This is a genomic window from Streptomyces sp. NPDC059668 (assembly GCF_042734135.1).
Classification (GTDB): Bacteria; Actinomycetota; Actinomycetes; order Streptomycetales; family Streptomycetaceae; genus Streptomyces.
Window position 1 is genome coordinate 44,921 of record NZ_JBHWEL010000056.1, and the last position, 17,930, is coordinate 62,850.

General features: G+C 72.7%; 15 protein-coding genes. 4 read left to right on the top strand and 11 right to left on the bottom strand.

Going from position 1 to position 17,930, the window contains the following annotated elements:
• Positions 1-77 precede the first annotated feature (77 nt).
• Positions 78-545: an RDD family protein gene (locus tag ACFV2J_RS30910; RefSeq protein ID WP_385088739.1), complete on the top strand. Its 468-nt coding sequence runs from the start codon at positions 78-80 to the stop codon at positions 543-545.
• A gap of 360 nt (positions 546-905) precedes the next feature.
• Here the strand turns inward: ACFV2J_RS30910 and ACFV2J_RS30915 are convergent, their stop codons facing one another.
• The 4 genes from ACFV2J_RS30915 to lipB all read right to left on the bottom strand — a co-directional run bounded on the left by ACFV2J_RS30915 (position 906) and on the right by lipB (position 4,212).
• Entirely contained in the window at positions 906-1,607 is a 702-nt protein-coding gene (locus tag ACFV2J_RS30915; RefSeq protein ID WP_266698674.1) for a DUF4191 domain-containing protein, read from the bottom strand.
• 99 nt (positions 1,608-1,706) lie between these two features.
• Positions 1,707-1,904, bottom strand: coding sequence for a hypothetical protein (locus ACFV2J_RS30920; RefSeq protein WP_356802081.1), 198 nt, complete (start codon positions 1,902-1,904; stop codon positions 1,707-1,709).
• A gap of 318 nt (positions 1,905-2,222) precedes the next feature.
• Positions 2,223-3,188 carry a lipoyl synthase gene (lipA, locus tag ACFV2J_RS30925; protein ID WP_168527781.1) on the bottom strand — a complete coding sequence of 322 codons (966 nt, stop codon included), beginning with the start codon at positions 3,186-3,188 and terminating at the stop codon, positions 2,223-2,225.
• Between the two features lie 229 nt (positions 3,189-3,417).
• Positions 3,418-4,212, bottom strand: a complete 795-nt coding sequence (lipB, locus tag ACFV2J_RS30930; RefSeq protein WP_385088737.1) for a lipoyl(octanoyl) transferase LipB — start codon at positions 4,210-4,212, stop codon at positions 3,418-3,420.
• A 293-nt stretch (positions 4,213-4,505) separates the two neighbouring features.
• Between lipB and ACFV2J_RS30935 the strand changes: the two genes are divergently transcribed.
• On the top strand, positions 4,506-5,987 hold the full coding sequence (locus ACFV2J_RS30935) for a regulator (RefSeq protein ID WP_385088735.1): 1,482 nt from the start codon (positions 4,506-4,508) through the stop codon (positions 5,985-5,987).
• 8 nt (positions 5,988-5,995) lie between these two features.
• On the opposite strand, the gene ACFV2J_RS30940 is transcribed toward ACFV2J_RS30935, so the two are convergent.
• Entirely contained in the window at positions 5,996-7,384 is a 1,389-nt protein-coding gene (locus ACFV2J_RS30940; protein ID WP_385088733.1) for an NAD(P)/FAD-dependent oxidoreductase, read from the bottom strand.
• Between the two features lie 454 nt (positions 7,385-7,838).
• Positions 7,839-8,756, bottom strand: a complete 918-nt coding sequence (locus ACFV2J_RS30945) for a TIGR01777 family oxidoreductase (RefSeq protein ID WP_385095027.1) — start codon at positions 8,754-8,756, stop codon at positions 7,839-7,841.
• A gap of 71 nt (positions 8,757-8,827) precedes the next feature.
• Between ACFV2J_RS30945 and ACFV2J_RS30950 the strand changes: the two genes are divergently transcribed.
• Positions 8,828-9,316 carry a GNAT family N-acetyltransferase gene (locus ACFV2J_RS30950; protein WP_385095024.1) on the top strand — a complete coding sequence of 163 codons (489 nt, stop codon included), beginning with the start codon at positions 8,828-8,830 and terminating at the stop codon, positions 9,314-9,316.
• 74 nt (positions 9,317-9,390) lie between these two features.
• Here ACFV2J_RS30950 and ACFV2J_RS30955 read toward each other — a convergent pair whose 3' ends face one another.
• On the bottom strand, positions 9,391-10,575 hold the full coding sequence (locus ACFV2J_RS30955) for a MarP family serine protease (protein ID WP_385095021.1): 1,185 nt from the start codon (positions 10,573-10,575) through the stop codon (positions 9,391-9,393).
• 514 nt (positions 10,576-11,089) lie between these two features.
• Here ACFV2J_RS30955 and ACFV2J_RS30960 point away from each other — a divergent pair.
• Entirely contained in the window at positions 11,090-11,833 is a 744-nt protein-coding gene (locus tag ACFV2J_RS30960) for a peptidoglycan recognition protein (RefSeq protein ID WP_385095033.1), read from the top strand.
• A gap of 469 nt (positions 11,834-12,302) precedes the next feature.
• On the opposite strand, the gene ACFV2J_RS30965 is transcribed toward ACFV2J_RS30960, so the two are convergent.
• The 4 genes from ACFV2J_RS30965 to ACFV2J_RS30980 all read right to left on the bottom strand — a co-directional run bounded on the left by ACFV2J_RS30965 (position 12,303) and on the right by ACFV2J_RS30980 (position 17,600).
• Positions 12,303-12,821: a DUF4240 domain-containing protein gene (locus tag ACFV2J_RS30965; RefSeq protein ID WP_385095030.1), complete on the bottom strand. Its 519-nt coding sequence runs from the start codon at positions 12,819-12,821 to the stop codon at positions 12,303-12,305.
• Positions 12,822-12,936: 115 nt separating this feature from the next.
• A complete protein-coding gene (locus ACFV2J_RS30970; protein ID WP_385095018.1) occupies positions 12,937-13,908 on the bottom strand; it encodes a helix-turn-helix transcriptional regulator in 972 nt (323 codons plus the stop codon).
• 105 nt (positions 13,909-14,013) lie between these two features.
• Positions 14,014-16,716, bottom strand: a complete 2,703-nt coding sequence (aceE, locus tag ACFV2J_RS30975) for a pyruvate dehydrogenase (acetyl-transferring), homodimeric type (RefSeq protein ID WP_385096841.1) — start codon at positions 16,714-16,716, stop codon at positions 14,014-14,016.
• A gap of 260 nt (positions 16,717-16,976) precedes the next feature.
• On the bottom strand, positions 16,977-17,600 hold the full coding sequence (locus ACFV2J_RS30980) for a GntR family transcriptional regulator (RefSeq protein WP_385096838.1): 624 nt from the start codon (positions 17,598-17,600) through the stop codon (positions 16,977-16,979).
• Positions 17,601-17,930: the final 330 nt, after the last annotated feature.

The window sequence follows — 17,930 nt, forward strand, 5'->3', positions numbered from 1 at the left end:
TTCGCCCAAGTTAACCGACCGGGGGCGCCCGGGCCCCTCGTGTCCGCATGCCAAAACGGGCGCAGTACCGTGGACGGGTGGACAACAGGCAAGCAATCGGATCGTGGCTCTCCGGACCCCGGGCGGCCATCGAGGACTCGGGCGCCGAACTGGGATACCGGGGCGAGCAGCTCGGTCTGCCGGAGCACGGGCCCGGCTCCATCGCCCGTCCGGGACGACGCCTCGGCGCCCTCGTCGTCGACTGGGCCCTGTGCATGGTGATCGCATACGGGCTGCTCACCGACGGCTACGGCCAGGCGACCGGGAACTGGGCGCTGCTCGTCTTCTTCGTCCTCGGCGTCCTGACGGTCGGCACCGTGGGCTTCACCCCGGGCAAGCGGCTGTTCGGCCTGCGGATCGTGCCCGAGGGCGGCGGGCGGCTCAACCCGGCGCGCGCCCTGCTGCGCACCGCCCTGCTGTGCGTCGCCGTCCCCGCCCTGATCTGGGACCGCGACGGCCGGGGCCTGCACGACCGCCTCGCACGGACCGTCGAGGTGCGCGCCTAGGGCGTGTTGCGGGCGCCTTCGGCACTTCCCTGTGGTGCGAGGTGCGAGGTGCGGCGTTGCGACGTCAGATCCCGACGCGATGGACCCCGAGGCGATGAACCTGCTGCGATGAGCCCGGGTCCCCGGTCCGATGAACCCGGGTCCCCGGTCGGGTCGCGGGACCGACGTCTGACGCGACGGACCGGACCGGACCGACAAGCCCGCACGCGACGTCCGCGTGCCACCGACTGCGACCGACCGGACAGACCGACCAGACAGACCGGCCGGGCAGACCGGCCGGGCACGACGTACGACGCGACGAAGGGGGCGGCCGGAGAGATCCGGTCGCCCCCTTCGTCGTACGTACGTAGGAGGGGTGTGTCAGCGGGTCTTCGGACCGCCGCGCGGCATCCGCATGCCCTTGGGCATCGGGCCCTTCGGCAGCGGCATGTTGCTCATCAGGTCGCCCATCGCCCGCAGCCGGTCGTTGGTGGCGGTCACCTGGGCCCCGGTCAGCACGCGGGGGAACTTCAGCATCGTGGTGCGGAGCTTCTTGAGCCCCACCTGTCCCTCGCCGGTGCCCACCAGTACGTCGTGCACCGGTACGTCCGCGACGATCCGCGCCATCTTCTTCTTCTCGGCCGCCAGCAGGCTCTTCACCCGGTTCGGGTTGCCCTCGGCCACCAGCACGATGCCGGCCTTGCCGACCGCGCGGTGCACCACGTCCTGGCTGCGGTTCATCGCCACCGCCGGGGTGGTGGTCCAGCCCCGGCCGATGTTGTCCAGCACGGCCGCTGCCGCGCCCGGCTGGCCCTCCATCTGTCCGAACGCGGCCCGCTCGGCCCTGCGCCCGAAGACGATCGCCGACGCGAGGAAGGCGAGCAGGAGGCCGAGAATGCCCAGATAGACCGGGTGGCCGATCAGGAAGCCGATCGCGAGGAAGACACCGAGGGTGACGATTCCGACTGCCGCGAGTACAAGACCGATCTTGGAGTCGGCCTTGCGAGTCATCTTGTAGGTCAGGACGATCTGCTTGAGTCGCCCGGGGTTCGCAGCGTCCGCTGCAGGTTCCTTCCTCGCCATGCCACGAAGTCTACGTGGCCCGGCAAGGCCCGACGACGGCAGTGTCCGGGCGGACGGCGGCAGCGCCCGCGGCGGGGCACGCGGAGAGGCGTGCGGGGGCTACGGGAGCGTCGCCACGGACTCCAGCACGCGCTGTGCCTCGACCCGGTCCTTGGCGCGACGGCGGTCCTCCAGGACGGACGTCCAGGCATTGCGGCGGGCGGTGCGCTGGCCGCTGCTCATGAGCAGCGACTCGACGGCACGGAGTGCATCGGTGAACGACGGGATCGCGGTGGCGCGTACGGGCGCGGCCTGCATGATGGGAGGTCCCCCCTCGGGATGACGGCTCGTGGGACGGGGCGGTACGTGGCGTAAGACCAGGGTCACTGATTGGTGTTACCAGGGCGTGACCGACCGGTCAAACACCAATGAAGCCTTGATGCAGCGGGTCTCCAGCCTGACGCGGTCCTGACGGGGGTCCCCAACTGCGCGGACGGACGCGATGGTGCCGAATTGGCCACTACCGGGCGGTAGTTGCTTGTGCGCCGACTCACACGCGAGCGGTGGCACTCAGTGCCACCGCTCGGGTCGAACCGTTTTTCCCCGACTGCTCCGTCCGGGGGTGCCGCGTCTCGGTCAGACGGCCTGTGAGGCGACGTACGCGCCGCGCTTCTCGACGGCCATCCGGTACAGCCGGCCGGCGCGGTACGAGGAGCGGACCAGGGGGCCCGACATGACGCCGGAGAAGCCGATCTGCTCGGCCTCCTCCTTCAGCTCCACGAACTCGTGCGGCTTGACCCAGCGCTCCACGGGGTGGTGGCGCACGGAGGGGCGCAGGTACTGCGTGATGGTCACCAGCTCGCAGCCCGCCTCGTGCAGCTGCCGCAGCGCCTCACCGACCTCCTCGCGGGTCTCGCCCATGCCGAGGATCAGGTTCGATTTCGTGACCAGACCGTAGTCCCGGGCCTCCGTGATGACCTTCAGCGAGCGCTCGTAGCGGAAGCCCGGGCGGATGCGCTTGAAGATCCGGGGGACCGTCTCCACGTTGTGCGCGAAGACCTCCGGCCGCGAGGAGAAGACCTCGGCGAGCTGGGCGGGCTCGGCGTTGAAGTCCGGGGCGAGCAGCTCGACCTTGGTGCGGCCCTCCGCGCGCTCGGCGGTCTGGGCGTGGATCTGGCGGACCGTCTCCGCGTACAGCCAGGCGCCGCCGTCCTCCAGGTCGTCGCGGGCGACGCCGGTGATGGTGGCGTAGTTCAGGTCCATGGTGACCACGGACTCGCCCACGCGACGGGGCTCGTCACGGTCGAGGGCCTCCGGCTTGCCCGTGTCGATCTGGCAGAAGTCACAGCGCCGGGTGCACTGGTCCCCACCGATCAGGAACGTGGCCTCCCGGTCCTCCCAGCATTCGTAGATGTTGGGGCAGCCCGCCTCCTGGCAGACCGTGTGCAGCCCCTCGCTCTTCACGAGGCTCTGCATCTTCGTGTACTCGGGGCCCATTTTCGCCCGGGTCTTGATCCACTCGGGCTTGCGCTCGATGGGGGTCTGGGCGTTCCGGACCTCCAGGCGCAGCATCTTGCGTCCGTCGGGTGCGACTGCGGACACATCGGCTCCCTGTAGCTTCGATTCTTCGGCGTACACCAGGGTACGCCCGTGCGGTGCTTGCTCCCCGGGGTGGGCAACCTTGGGGAGCAAGGGTGCATTCCCGGGGCCGGTCGCGCGTTTCCCCTCGCTGTGGAGGGTTCCCGCCCCCGGGGTGTTCCCGGTGCGTTCTCCGGGGTACTCCGGGCGTGCTCCCGGCGTGCTCCCGGCGTGCTTCCCGGAGGGGGGCGCGTCAGGCGGACGCCCGCTCCACCTCGCGCGGCCTGAGGTCCGCGTTCCCCAGGACGTCCGCCAGGTGCTTCTCCACGACGGGCAGTACCTCGCCGATGGTGAGTTCGCGGCCCAGTTCGTACGCCAGTGACGTCACGCCGGCGTCCCGGATGCCGCACGGGATGATCTTGTCGAAGGACGAGGTGTCCGGGTTCACGTTCAGGGCGAACCCGTGCATGGTGACGCCCTTGGCGACCCGGATGCCCATCGCGCAGATCTTGCGGTCCTCGCGCCGCTGGCCGGCGTTGGAGGGCGCGTACTGCGGTCCGTTGAGCCGCGGGTCGAACTCCTCGTCGGCGAGGCGCGGGTCGAAGTCGAGGGAGAGTCCGCCGGCGGCGCGCTGCTCGACCGGGTCGCCGAGGACCCAGACGCCCGCCCGGCCCTCCACCCGGCTGGTCCGGACGCCGAACTCCGCGCAGACCCGGATCATCGCCTCCTCCAGCCGCCGCAGGTGCGCCACGACGTCCACCGGGCGGGGAAGCTTCTGGATGGGGTACCCCACGAGCTGCCCCGGGCCGTGCCAGGTGATCTTGCCGCCGCGGTCCACGTCGACGACGGGCGTGCCGTCGAGCGGGCGCTCGTTGTCCGCCGTACGCCGGCCCGCCGTGTAGACCGGCGGGTGCTCCAGGAGCAGACAGGTGTCGGGGATCTCGTCCAGGAAGCGGGCGCCGTGCACCCGGCGCTGCTCGTCCCAGGCCTCCTGGTAGTCCACGGCCTCGGCACCGAATCCCATGCGGACGAACCGCAGCTCACTCACGGCAAGCGCCTCCCTCGAAGTCCACGACCGCGGTCGGGTTGCATCCGCGGAACCGTTGTCCGGCACGCGAAAGAACCTTTCGTCAGGTACGTGGCGCGCCCACGCCACTGTACGTCCGGGCCCGGCGCGTCAGTCGGGAGGCCAATCCTCACACGATCGGATGAATATATGCCGAAATATGTGATCGGCCGCTCACGCTCAGCTACATTCGCGCCGTTCAGGAGGCCATAAGGGCTGCTCACAGGCAATCCGGGCGCACGATGGTGCCCGAAAGGCAGGAGACCGCACCGCAGATGACGGAACGACCCGCGCAGCGCACGCCCAACCGCCAGCTCGCCGCGCTCATCGCAGAAGCGGGGTTCTCCAACGCAGGTCTCGCCCGTCGCGTGGACCAGCTCGGCCTCGAACACGGACTTGATCTCAGATACGACAAGACATCGGTGACCCGGTGGCTGCGCGGGCAGCAGCCCAGGGGCACGACCCCCGCGCTGATCGCCGAGGTGTTCACCCGCCGCCTCGGACGACGGCTCACCGCGCAGGACCTCGGGCTCGACGCCTGCGCCCCCGTCTACGCGGGCCTGGAGTTCGCCGCGACCCCCGAGGAGGCCGTCGACATCGTCAGCGGGCTGTGGCGCAAGGACTCCGGCAGCCACGCCGAGCTGCGGAAGATCGCCTTCACCCCGGCGGGACTCGTCGTCCCCAGCCGGGACTGGCTGATCGGCCGGGCCGACGACCGGGTCGGCCGCGGCGACCTGGCCGGGGCACGCATCCCCGCGCAGGCGCGCCCCGCCGCCACCCCCCGGTTCCCGGCCCCCGCCGAGGCGGGGGAGCCCCCGGCCCGCCGGCGCAACCAGACCGAGCGCGGTCCCGGCCAGCGGGTCACCGGCGGAGACATCGCCGCCCTCCGCTCGGTCGGCGAGCTGTTCCGCGCCCTCGACCACGCCTACGGCGGCGGCCACGCCCGGCAGGCGCTGGTCCGCTATCTGGAGCACGAGGCCGAGCCGATGCTGCGCGGCGTCTACGGCGAGCAGACCGGACGGCGCCTGTTCGCCGCCGCGGCCGACCTCACCCGGCTGGCCGGCTGGACCTCGTACGACATCGCCGCGCACGGGCTCGCGCAGCGCTACTTCGTGCAGGCGCTGCGGCTGTCGCAGGCGGCCGGGGACCGGGCGTACGGCTCCTACGTGCTGGTGACCATGAGCCGGCAGGCGGTCTACCTCGGCCACGGGCGCGAGGCCGTGCAGCTCGCCCGGGTCGCCCAGCAGGGCGTCGGCTCGTCCGCGCCGCCCGTCGTGCAGGCCCTGCTGCACTCCGTCGAGGCGCGCGGGCACGGGGTGCTCGGGGAGGTGCGGGCCTGCACGGCGTCGCTGGTGCGCGCCGAGCGGGCGCTGGAGACCGCCCGGCCCGGCGACGACGCGCCGCACTGGGCACGGTTCTTCGACGAGGGACAGCTCGCCGACGAGTTCGGGCACTGCCACCGGGACCTCCAGCAGTACCGGGCCGCGGCGCAGCACGCCGAGCGCTCGCTGCAGTTGCGGGCGCCCGGGTACGCGCGCAGCCGGCTCTTCTGCCGGGTCGTGCTCGCCACCGCGCGGCTCGGGCTCGGAGAGCTCGACCAGGCCTGCCAGCTGGGCGCGGAGGCGGCGGGGCAGGCGGCGGAGATGCGGTCGGTACGGGCCGTGGAGTACGTACGGGACTTCGAACGCCGGCTCGAACCGTACCGGGACGCCGCCCCCGTGCGCGGCTACCGGGACCGGGTGGCCGCGCTCGGGTGACCCGGAGGTCAGGCGGCCGCCTCCAGGGGTTCCTCGGCCGTCGCCGGACGGGCGCCCAGATCCGCGAGCAGGGCCTGGGCGGCCCTGCGGCCCGAATGGAGGGCCCCCTGGAGCGTGCCGGTGTCGCGGTGGTCCCCGCAGACGTACAGGCCCGCCAGGAGGCGCACCGGGCGGCGCAGGTCGTGCGGCGGGGGCATCGCGGGGACGGCGTCGGGGGTGTGGTGGACCGCGAGGAGTTCCCAGCGGCCCGTCGGCGTCCCGTACAGGCGGGCCAGCTGGGCGCGGACCGCCACGTCCAGAGGGGCGGCGGGCGGCGGGGTGCCCAGCACCGTCGAGGAGATCAGGACGCGCCCGGCCGGGGCGCGGCTTGGATCGACCTGGCTGACCACCGCCGTGTGCGCCACCGGTCCGCCGCGGTCGGCGTCCAGGAGCAGGGCGGGCTCGGCGAGCGGTGGCTCGTCGGTGGTGTGGTGCAGGACCGTCACTGGGTGGAAGGCCGGGACGCGCAGACCGGGCAGCAGCCGGGCGGCGTCGCGGGCCCCGGTGGCCAGCAGGATGGCGCGGCAGGTGAGCCGGCCGTGGTCGCGGGTGGTCACGGTGGTCGTGGAGACCGCGGTGACCTGGACGCCGGTGCGGACGGTACCCGGGGGCAGCGAGGCCGCGAGGAGCTCCGGCAGGGTGTCCGCGCCGCCCTCCGGCAGACAGAGCCGGCCCGACGCGAACGAGTGCAGGGCCAGGTCGGCGGCCCGGCTGGAGGCGCCGAGGTCCGGATCGCACAGCAGCGCGGCGAGCAGGGGGCGCAGGAAGGCGTCGACCGTACGGGGCGGCAGCCCCCGGGCGGCCAGCGCCCGCGCGGCGGAGAGCTCCGGGCGGGTCAGGAGACGCTCGGGCGGGGTGGCCGCGAGGCGGGCGAGGGCGGCGGTGAGGCGGGTCTGGTCGAGGGGGCCGCCCAGCGGGCCGGGCCGGGGGACCCCGCCCGGGCTCCGGGTGGGACGGGAGACGCTCCGGGCGGCGGCCCGGGGAAGTCGGGGGGCGCTTGCGAGGGCGCGCGCTGCGGTGAGTGCGCCCCTTGCGCTCCGGGGGGTGAGGGCGCCGGCGCGGTGGTGACGGCCGTCGCTGTGCAACAGGACGCCCGGGGAGAACGGGCGCAGGGTCAGGCCCTCAAGGCCTGGGGTGCGGCGTAGTTCCGGGTACGACGTGGACAGCAGCCGGCCGACGCGGTCGAGCCGGAATCCGTCCACCTTCTCCGTCGACATGCGGCCGCCCACGGTGGGGGCGGCCTCCAGGACCACGGTGGTGAGCCCCGCCCTGGTCAGGTGCTGCGCGGCCGCGAGCCCCGCGGCTCCGGCCCCGACGATGACGACGTCCACGTCCGCTTGACATACGGGCTCTAGCACATGCCCCTCCTCGAGGTTGCGCGGCCGGTGGGGACGTCATGCCCCCAACATGCCCTGGGAATACCCGAGTTCGGATCGAGATTAGGGGTGCGGGCGGCGTGGGGGAGTCGCGCGTCGGGTGTGCACGGTCGCATGGGGGTGCATACGGTTCTGTGTACGACCGGGTGTTTTCGCCCCCGCCGCCCCTACCCGACCCGTCCCGTACCTGGGGGCTCCGCCCCCAGACCCCCGTATCGGCCTTAAGGGCCTTGTCCTCAAGCGCCGGACGGGCTGGTGGTGCGGGCCTGCGTCATCAGGGTGCTGAAGGCCGGCGCCCGGGCCATGCATCTTCAGCCCGTCCGGCGTTTGAGGAAGAGCCCTTCGGGCGATGGCGGGGGTCCAGGGGGCGGCAGCCACTTGGCGGGGTTTGGGGCGGCGCCCCAAGGGATGGGCCGGCGGGGGCGAAGGCGGCCGGTCAGCGCAGGGCCGCTCGGAGCGTGTCCTCGATCGACGGGAACGTGAAGGCGAAGCCGGACTCCAGGAGGCGGGTGGGCAGGACCCGTTGACTGCCCAGGATGTCGCCGGACATCTCACCGAGAGCCAGCCGCAGCGCCACGGCCGGCGTGGCCAGCGCCGTGGGCCGCCGCAGCACCCGCCCCATCGCCTCCGTGATCTCACGGTTGGTCAGCGGCTGAGGCGCGGTCAGATTGACCGGCCCGGACAGCGACGGCGTGTCGACGAGGTGCCTGATCGCGGCCACCTCGTCGTGCACGGAGATGAAACTCCAGTACTGACGACCGTCCCCCATGCGCCCGCCGAGCCCCGCCTTGAACAGGGGGAACAGCCTCCCCCACGCCCCGCCCTCCCGCGCCACCACCAGCCCCGTACGGGCGAGCACGGTACGGACCCCCGCCTGCCGGGCCGCGTCGGCCGCCGCCTCCCACGCCACGCACACCGAGGGCAGGAACCCGTCCCCGGCCCCCGCCGACTCGTCCACCGCCCGCTCGCCCGTGTCCCCGTAGAACCCGATCGCGCTCCCGTTGACGAACACCGCAGGCCGCTCGTCGAGGGAGGCCACCGCCTCCGCGAGCACCGCGGTCCCGCGCACCCGGCTCTCCCGGATCGTCCGCTTGTACGCGTCCGTCCACCGTCGTGAGGCGATGCCCGCCCCCGAGAGGTTCACCACCGCCGCACACCCGGCGAGCACCCCCGCGTCGATCCCGCGCCCCTCGGGATCCCACCGCGCCTCGCCCGGGGTGCGGGGAGCCCGCCGCACCAGGCGGACCACCTCGTACCCGTCCGCCGTCAGGGAGCGCGTCAGCGCCGAACCGATCAGGCCGGACGCACCGGCGATCACCACGCGGGAACCCGGAGCAAGCGGTGAGTCGTTCATGCGTCCATCCTGCACCGCGGCCCGCGAAAAGACCGGCGGGAACCCCGTGGCGCCGCCGTACAGTGATCCTCATGCCAGTACCGCACATACGCTTCGCCACGCCGGACGACGAGGACGTCCTCGGCCGTCTCGACCGCGCCACCTGGTCCACCCTGCACGCGGTCATGCCCCGCCCCCGGCCGCCGTACGAGCCCTTCTACAACGAACGGTTCGGGCCCCGTGACCACCTGGTCGCCGAACTCGACGGCGTCCTGGTCGGCTACGTCCGGCTGGGCCACCCGACGTCCCTCGCCTGCAACTCCCACGTCCGGCAGATCCAGGGACTCGCCGTCTCCGCCGAGGCCCGTGGCGTCGGCGTCGGACGGGCGCTGCTGCGGGCCGTGCAGGACGAGGCCCGGAGGCAGGGCGCCCGGCGGATCTCGCTGCGGGTCCTCGGGCACAACACCCCGGCGCGGAAGCTCTACGAGTCCGAGGGGTTCGTGGTGGAGGGCGTCCTGCCCGAGGAGTTCCTGCTCGACGGCGAGTACGTCGACGACGTGTTCATGGGCCGCGGCCTCTGACCCCGCTCCGCGGCCTCTGACCCCGCTCCAGCCTCTGACCCCGCTCCGCGGCCTTTGACCGGGCTCGGCCCGCCTCACGAGGTGACGAGGTCACCCGTGTCCACCGGCGCCGTCGCCCGCGCCGCCCGCTGCGCGTCGCCGCTGACCTCGTCCGCCGTCAGGACGTAACCCGTCTCGTCGTCCGAGGTCGACCGGGCGAAGACGACCCCGTACACCCTGCCCTCGGTGGTGAGGAGCGGCCCGCCGGAGTTGCCGGGGCGGACGGTGGAGCGGATCGAGTAGATCTCCCGGGTGACGGTGTCCGTGTTGTAGATGTTCTGGCCCCGCGCGTTGATCTGGTTCGCGACCGTCGCCGCCTGGAGGTCGAGACCGCCGTCCTGCGGGTAGCCCGCGACGACCGCCGAGTCGCCGCGGGCGGCGCCGGTGTCGAAGCGGAGGACCGGGGCCCGGAGACCGGGGACGTACAGGACGGCGACGTCCTTCCGCGGGTCGAAGAGCACCACACGCGCCGAGTACACCCGGCCCACGCCGCCCACCCGCACGGTCGGGTTGTCGATGCCCGCCACCACGTGGGCGTTGGTCATCACGTGCTGCGCCGCGTACGCGAAGCCGCTGCCCTCCCGGCCCTGGTTGCCCGCGGCGCCCTCGATCTTCACCGTGCTCAGCTTGGCGGCGGTCGTCGCGGACTCGGTCACGCTGTCCCCGGAGGGCTTGGCGACGCCCGCCGTCGGCTCGTTCTCGAACGGGTTGAAGACCTGCGGGAAGCCCGCCTCCGTGAGCGCCGAGGTCGCCCGGGAGAACCAGGTGGGTGTGGTGTCCGGCATCGCGTTCTGCACCGCGCCCAGCAGGGCCGAACCGCGGATCGACTGCGTGATCAGGGTGGACGAGGAGGCTCCCAGGACGCTCGCCGCCACCCAGGCCACCAGCAGCACGGCCAGCGTGTTCGCCGCGGCCCCGCCGATCCCGTCCGCCACCCGCAGGGGTCCCCGGTCCAGCTCGCGGCGCAGCTTCAGCGCCAGCCGGCCCGCCAGCTCGTGGCCCACCACGGCCGGCACCAACACCGTCAGCACCGCCGTCACCGTCGCCGCCGACGTGCCGGCCGTCACCAGGTTCATCATCCAGGGCAGCACCCATACGCCGATGACCGCGCCGCCCACGAACCCGGCCAGCGAGACACAGCCGGCCACCAGGCCACGCCGGTAGCCGGACGCCGCGTAGGCCAGGATCGCCAGCATCAGCAGGATGTCGAGCAGGTCCACGGAGCCGCCTTTCTCTCGGGCCCCTTAGTACGCGCGGGGCGGGCTCAGTGATCAGGCACGCGCGCGCGGTCCCGGGAGGGGGCCACGCGTGCGTGGAACTGTGAAAACGCTCCGGACCAGGGAGATGGTTCCACCGGGTGGCACAGTGCACATCGCGCGACGGGAGGTTCCGGGCGAGGGTGAGGGCATGCGTGTCGTCCAAAGGACGCGAGGGGCATCGCGGGAATCAGGCGGGGAGCGACTTCGCCATGCGCTGGAATGGGCGCGGCTGTGGCTGCGATGGTGGCTGCCGCGGCGACCGGTGTGGGGTTGGTGGCTGCCCCGGGGTCGGGTGTGGGACTGGTGGGTCGTGCGGCGCCCGGCTTGGTGCCGGTGGACGACGCGCCGACCGGTGTGGCGTCGGTGGGTGACGCGGCTGTCCGGGTGGGGCCGGGCGGTCGTACGGCGACCCGCGTGGGACCGGTGGGTGACGCGCCGGTCGGACCGGGGCCGGTGGGCGACGCGGCCCACGCTGATCGTGCTCGGGTGTGTCTCCGGGCTGCTCGCAGTGCTCGCGCTCGTCCTGTGCGCCCTCGGAGTGGAACGCGTGGTGGGCCGCTCCCGTACCGCCGCGCCTCCGGCCGCGGTGCGGCCCGCCGTCCACACGGCGATGCGGCCGACCATCGTGCCGCGGTCGCGCTGGCTGGACGCCGCGACCGCGCGCGACCAGCCGCCGCCGCGCTACGACGACCGGGTCGTCGCGGTCTTCGTCCACCACACCGACTCGCCGAACGCGTACGACTGCGCCGACGTGCCCCGCATCATCCGCTACCTCTACGCCGGCCAGACCGGCGCCCGGAACTGGGACGACATCGGCTACAACTTCCTCGTCGACCGGTGCGGGACGATCTACGAGGGGCGCGCGGGCGGGGTCGACCGGGCCGTCACCGGTGCCCACACACAAGGCTTCAACCACCGCACCGCGGGGATCGCGGCCATCGGTACGTTCACGGCGGGGTCGGTGGTGCCGCGGGCGATGACCGAGGCGATCGCGGCGCTCGCGGCGTGGAAGCTGGGGCTCGCGGACGTGGATCCGCGGGGAACCGTGCGGCTCGTGTCGAGCAACAGTCTCAGCCGGTATGCCGTGGGTACGGCGGTGGTGCTGCCCACGCTGGCCGGTCACAACGCCGGATTCATGACCACGTGTCCCGGTGCGGCGCTGACGGCCCGGCTTCCGGCGATCCGTACGAGGGCGGCCGTTCTGCAGGGCCGCCACTGAGGCTCCGCCGGTTTGCTCGCCCTCGACGTCCCGGCGTGTCCCGTACCCCTGGGGCTCCGCCCCCGGACCCCCGCCAAGGGGCTGCGCCCCCTGGACCCCCGCATCGCCCGAAGGGCTCGTCCTCAAACGCCGGACGGGCTGGATATGCGGGCCCGTGCTGGAGGTGTCAGCCTGCTGCGGACGGGCTGGATATGCGGGCCCGCGCTGGAGGTGTCAGCCTGCTGCGGACGGGCTGGATGTGCGGGCCCGTGCTGGAGGTGTCAGCCGGCGGCGGATGGTTGCGGACGGGCTGGAGGTGCCGGTCCTTGGCGGATGGTTCCGGTCGGGGCCATGCCTTTCAGCCCGTCCGGCGTTTGAGGACGAGGCCCTTCAGGCCGAAGCGAGGGGCTGGGGGCGGCAGCCCCCAGGCGTGGCGTGGAGGGGACGGCCGAGGCATGTACCGGCGAGCACCCTCACCCTGTCCACCCCCTCACCCCCTGAACCGCTCCCACAACCTGGGATACCGCTCGGCGAGCACCCCTTCGTTCTCGAAGTCGAGTGGCGTGCCCTCCGGCTCCGACGACGCCGGAGGAATGCCGAGGTCGGGCGCGACGACCCCGGTGAGCTGTTCGTACGCCTCGTCCGCCGCGTACCCCAGTTCCTCGCCGTCCCCGTCGAGATCCTCGTCGAAGTCGTCCAGGAGCTCGGCCAGGGCGTCCGGGTCGTGCATCGCGCCCTCGAAGACCTCGCGCCCCTGGCCGATCAGCCAGCACCGGAAGAAGTCGAAGGCGTCGTCGCTCGCCCCGTCGAGCAGCACCCACGCCGCGCCCCACAGATCCCAGCGGTAGGCGCGGTTGTAGCGGGCCTCGAAGTGCCGGGCGAAGTCGAGCACGACGTCCGGGTCCCGCTGGACGAGGCGTTCGACGAGCAGGTCGGCGTGGTCCTCGGGGTCGCCCTCGACGGCCACGCGGGTCGTGTCCACCAGCTCCCAGAACTCCGTCTCGTCCATCACGGGTCAAGCATCGGGCCTGAACGGGAGTGACGCACGCGGAGTGCCGCAGATTGTTATGCGCGCACATGCCGACGGTAAAACCGGCAGGTACGGGGCGCTTTCGCGGTCCCCGTCACGCGTAGAGGACCGCGAGTCGCGCCGCGTCCGCGGCGAACCGCTCGCGCAGGACCGGCGGGGAGAGCACCTCCACCTCGGGCCCGAGCCCCGTGAGCTGCGTATGGGCGACCTCCTCGGACTCGACGGGGAGCTTGACGGTCACCCACCCCCGGTCGTCGGGGGCACCGCACTCGTCCAGGGCGGCCCTCGCCGCCGTGGGATCGACGGCGTACGGCAGACGTCGTACGCCGTCCGGGGAGAGCCGTACGACGGCCTCGGCCCGCAGGATGGACCGGGCGAACTGCCCGGCCCGCTCCGCCCAGAACGCGGGCAGGTCGAAACCCTCGTCCCGCCGGAACCGCTCCTCGCCGGGACGGACCGCGGTGAACCGGTCGATCCGGTACACCCGGAAGGCCCCCGCCTCGGGCACCCGCGCGCACAGGTACCAGACGCCCGCCTTGAGCACGAGCCCGTACGGCTCCAGCGTCCGCTCCACCTCCGTGCCGTCCCGCCCGTAACGCGCGAGGACCGGCCGGTCGTCCCACACCGCTTCCGCGACCGGCGGCAGCAGCTCGGGCGCCCTGGGCTCGGCGAACCAGGCGGGCGCGTCCAGATGGAAGCGCTGCGCCGCCGTCCGTGAGGCGTCCCGCAGGGAGGGCAGCAGGGCCGCGGAGACCTTCAGCCGGGCCGCGGACGCGGTGTCCTCCAGACCCATCTCGCGCAGCGCCCCGGGCACCCCGCTCAGGAAGAGGGCCTCCGCCTCGCCGCGCGCCAGGCCGGTGAGCCGGGTGCGGTAGCCGCCGATCAGCCGGTAGCCCCCGGCCCGCCCCCGGTCCGCGTACACCGGGACGCCCGCCTCCGAGAGCGCCAGCGCGTCCCGGGCGACGGTCCGCTCGGACACCTCCAGCTCCCGCGCCAGCTCGGCGGCGGTCATCGACGCCCGGGACTGGAGCAGCAGCACCATCTTGATCAGGCGGGCAGCACGCATGCGTTCATCATGCCGGGCGGCACCGACAGCGAGCCGGGGCCGGTGACGACGGCGAGGGGGGTACGGCGGTCGCCGTACCCCCCTCGCCGGGGTGAACCACAGGTCCTACAGGCCGTAGCGCTCCCGGGCTTCCTTCACCGCGGAGGTCTTGACCTCACCACGGCGGGCGAGCTGCGCCAGCGCCGCGACGACGATCGACTGCGCGTCGACGCCGAAGTGACGGCGGGCCGCCTCACGGGTGTCCGAGAGGCCGAAGCCGTCGGCACCGAGCGAGGACCAGTCCTGCTCGACCCACTGCGCGATCTGGTCCGGGACCTGGCGCATGTAGTCGGAGACCGCGAGCACCGGGCCCTCGGCGCCGTGCAGCGCCTGGCGGACGAACGGCACCCGCTCCTCGCCGCGCAGCAGCGCCGCGTCGGCCTCCAGCGCGTCGCGCCGCAGCTCGGTCCAGGACGTCGCGGACCACACGTCCGCGGCGACGCCCCACTCCTCGGCGAGCAGCCGCTGCGCCTCCAGGGTCCAGTGGATCGCCGTGCCGGAGGCCAGCAGCTGGACGCGCGCGGCGTTGGCGGCCGGGGACAGGCCCGCCGACTCGGCCGTGTTGAAGCGGTACAGGCCCTTGACGATGCCTTCGTCGATGCCGAGCCCGGCCGGCTTCGCGGGCTGCGGGATCGGCTCGTTGTAGACCGTCAGGTAGTAGAAGACGTTCGGGTCCTCGCCGGGCGCGGTCTCGCCGTACATACGGCGCAGACCGTCCTTGACGATCGCCGCCACCTCGTACGCGAACGCCGGGTCGTAGCTGAGCGCCGCGGGGTTGGTCGCCGCGATGACGGGGGAGTGGCCGTCGGCGTGCTGGAGGCCCTCGCCCGTCAGCGTCGTACGGCCTGCCGTGGCGCCGACCAGGAAGCCGCGGCCGAGCTGGTCGCCGAGCTGCCACATCTGGTCGGCCGTGCGCTGCCAGCCGAACATCGAGTAGAAGATGTAGAAGGGGATCATCGCCTCGCCGTGCGTGGCGTACGCGGTGGACGCGGCGATGAAGTCCGCCATGGAGCCGGCCTCGGTGATCCCCTCGTTGAGGATCTGACCGTCCTTGGCCTCCTTGTAGTACATCAGCTGGTCGCGGTCGACCGGCTCGTACGTCTGGCCCTTGGGCGAGTAGATGCCGAGGGAGGGGAAGAGGCTCTCCATGCCGAAGGTGCGCGCCTCGTCGGGGACGATCGGCACCCAGCGCTTCCCGCTCTCCTTGTCGCGGACGAGGTCCTTGACCAGCCGGACGAAGGCCATCGTCGTCGCCACGTTCTGCGTGCCGGAGCCCTTGTCGAAGGACGCGAACGCCTTGTCGGCGGGGGCGGGCAGCGGGGCGAGGGGGTGCGTACGGCGGGCGGGGGCCGGGCCGCCGAGGGCCGCGCGGCGCTCCTGGAGGTAACGGACCTCGGGGGCGTCGGCGCCCGGGTGGCCGTAGGGGACCACGCCGTCGACGAACTGGCTGTCGGAGATGGGAAGTTCGAGCAGGTCACGCATCTGCTTGAACTCGTCCGTGGACAGCTTCTTCATCTGGTGGTTGGCGTTCTTGGACGCGAAGCCCGTGCCGAGCGTGAAGCCCTTGACCGTCTGGGCCAGGATCACGGTCGGTCCGCCCTTGTGGGCGAGCGCGGCGCGGTAGGCGGCGTACACCTTGCGCGACTCGTGGCCACCGCGGGAGAGGTGGAAGCACTCGGTGATCTTGTCGTCGCTCAGCAGCTTCGCCATCTCGACGAGCGCCGGGTCGGCGCCGAAGAAGTCCTGGCGGATGTAGGCGGCGTCGCGGGTCTGGTACGTCTGCACCTGGGCGTCGGGCACCTCGCGCAGCCTGCGTACCAGCGCGCCGGTGGTGTCGAGCCGGAACAGCTCGTCCCAGGCGTTGCCCCACAGCGACTTCACGACGTTCCAGCCGGCGCCGCGGAACTGGGCCTCCAGCTCCTGCACGATCTTGAAGTTGGCGCGGACCGGGCCGTCGAGGCGCTGCAGGTTGCAGTTGATGACGAAGGTCAGGTTGTCCAGGCCCTCGCGCGCCGCCAGGGCGAGTGCGGCCGTCGACTCCGGCTCGTCCATCTCGCCGTCGCCGAGGAACGCCCACACGTGGGACTGCGAGACGTCCTTGATGCCGCGGCTGGTGAGATAGCGGTTGAAGCGTGCCTGGTAGATCGCCGACAGCGGGCCGAGGCCCATCGAGACCGTCGGGAACTCCCAGAGCCAGGGCAGCCGGCGCGGGTGCGGGTAGGACGGCAGGCCGTTGCCGCCCGCTTCCTGGCGGAAGTTGTCGAGGTGCGCCTCGTCGAGGCGGCCGTCGAGGAAGGCGCGGGCGTAGATGCCGGGGGAGGCGTGGCCCTGGATGTAGAGCTGGTCGCCCGACCCGTCGGCCTCCTTGCCCTTGAAGAAGTGGTTGAAGCCCGTCTCGTAGAGCCAGGCCGCGGAGGCGAAGGTGGCGATGTGGCCGCCCACGCCGTGTTTCGCGCCCCTGGTCACCATCGCGGCCGCGTTCCAGCGGTTCCAGGCGGTGATCCGGCGCTCCATCTCCTCGTCGCCGTCCACGGCGGGCTCGGCGGAGGTGGGGATGGTGTTGACGTAGTCGGTCTCAAGCAGCTTGGGCAGCGCGAGACCGTTGCCCTCGGCGCGCTCCAGCGTGCGGCGCATCAGGTACGCGGCACGGTGCGGCCCGGCCGCCTTGGTGACGGCGTCCAGTGAGGCCTGCCATTCGGCGGTCTCCTCGGGGTCGCGGTCCGGGAGCTGGTCGAGCTCGCTCGGCTGGATTGCGGTGGGGTCGGTCATTGCGCCGCCTTCCGGAGTCGAAGGGGGTTCCCTCATCGGTAAGGGTTCGGGGTAGCCCTTGGTCTTTGGCAGGACAGGGCTCAAGGGCTCTGGTGTGAGCCCGCCGATGACTGTAACCCCCTGATCGATGATCGATCAAAGGAAACGGGCCGAAAACCTCTTGGTTCGGGGAAAGTCGGCACGCGGTGCCTCGGCGGCAGGCACCGGGTGCCTTGGATTCGAGGGATTCCCGCAGGTGAGCATGGCCGCGCTCCGCTGTGTCAGGGCCGCGGCGCGCAGCCGAGGACGTGTGCCTTCACCAGCTCCGCGATCAGCGGGTCCCGGCGCCGGAAAGCGGCCACGAGGGCGTCGTGCTCCTCCGCGTACGACTGCTGGACCGTCCCCAGCCAGCGGATCGACAGTGCCGTGAAGACCTCGATGCCCAGGCCCTCCCAGGTGTGCAGGAGGACGGAGTTGCCCGCGGCACGCACCAGCTCGCGGTGGAAGGCGACGGTGTGGCGGACCTGGCCGGTTCCGTCCGACAACCGGTCGGCCTCGTACAGGGCGGTGACGTGCGGCTCCAGCGCCGAGCAGTCCTCGGCGAGCCGCTCCGCCGCCAGCTCGGCCGCGATGGCCTCCAGACCGGCTCGTACGGGGTAGCTCTCCTCCAGGTCGGCGGCCGTCAGGTTCCGGACCCGCACGCCCTTGTTGGGCGCCGACTCGATCAGCCGCAGGGACTCGAGCTCCCGCAGCGCCTCCCGGACCGGGGTCTGGCTGACCTCCAGCTCCGTCGCGATCCGCCGCTCCACGATCCGCTCGCCCGGCTTCCAGCGCCCGCTCACGATCCCCTCCACGATGTGCTCGCGGATCTGTTCGCGCAGCGAGTGGACGACGGGCGCGGTCATGAGGGCTCCTTCGGCGGGGGCTCTGGATCCAATGGTGCGGCCCGAAGGGCCGCGTTGAGGGGTGGTGACCGGGCGACGAGCGGGACCCAAGGGCGTTTGACGTTTAGACAATAAGGCCGCAGCGCTGCCGGAGAGAGGCGCACGGGGGCGCTTTCGCGCAGGTGAGACGAGACTTACACGCTGTCAGACCGGGCCTGCCCGTCTTCGGCCGCGCGGAGGTGCGCGGGGGGGCGGCCCCCCCCCCCCGCAGGGTGGGGGGGGGGGGGGCGGGGGTGCGGCGGGGGGGGGTGATAACGGCGAGCCCGCCCACCCACAACCCCCCCCCCACGA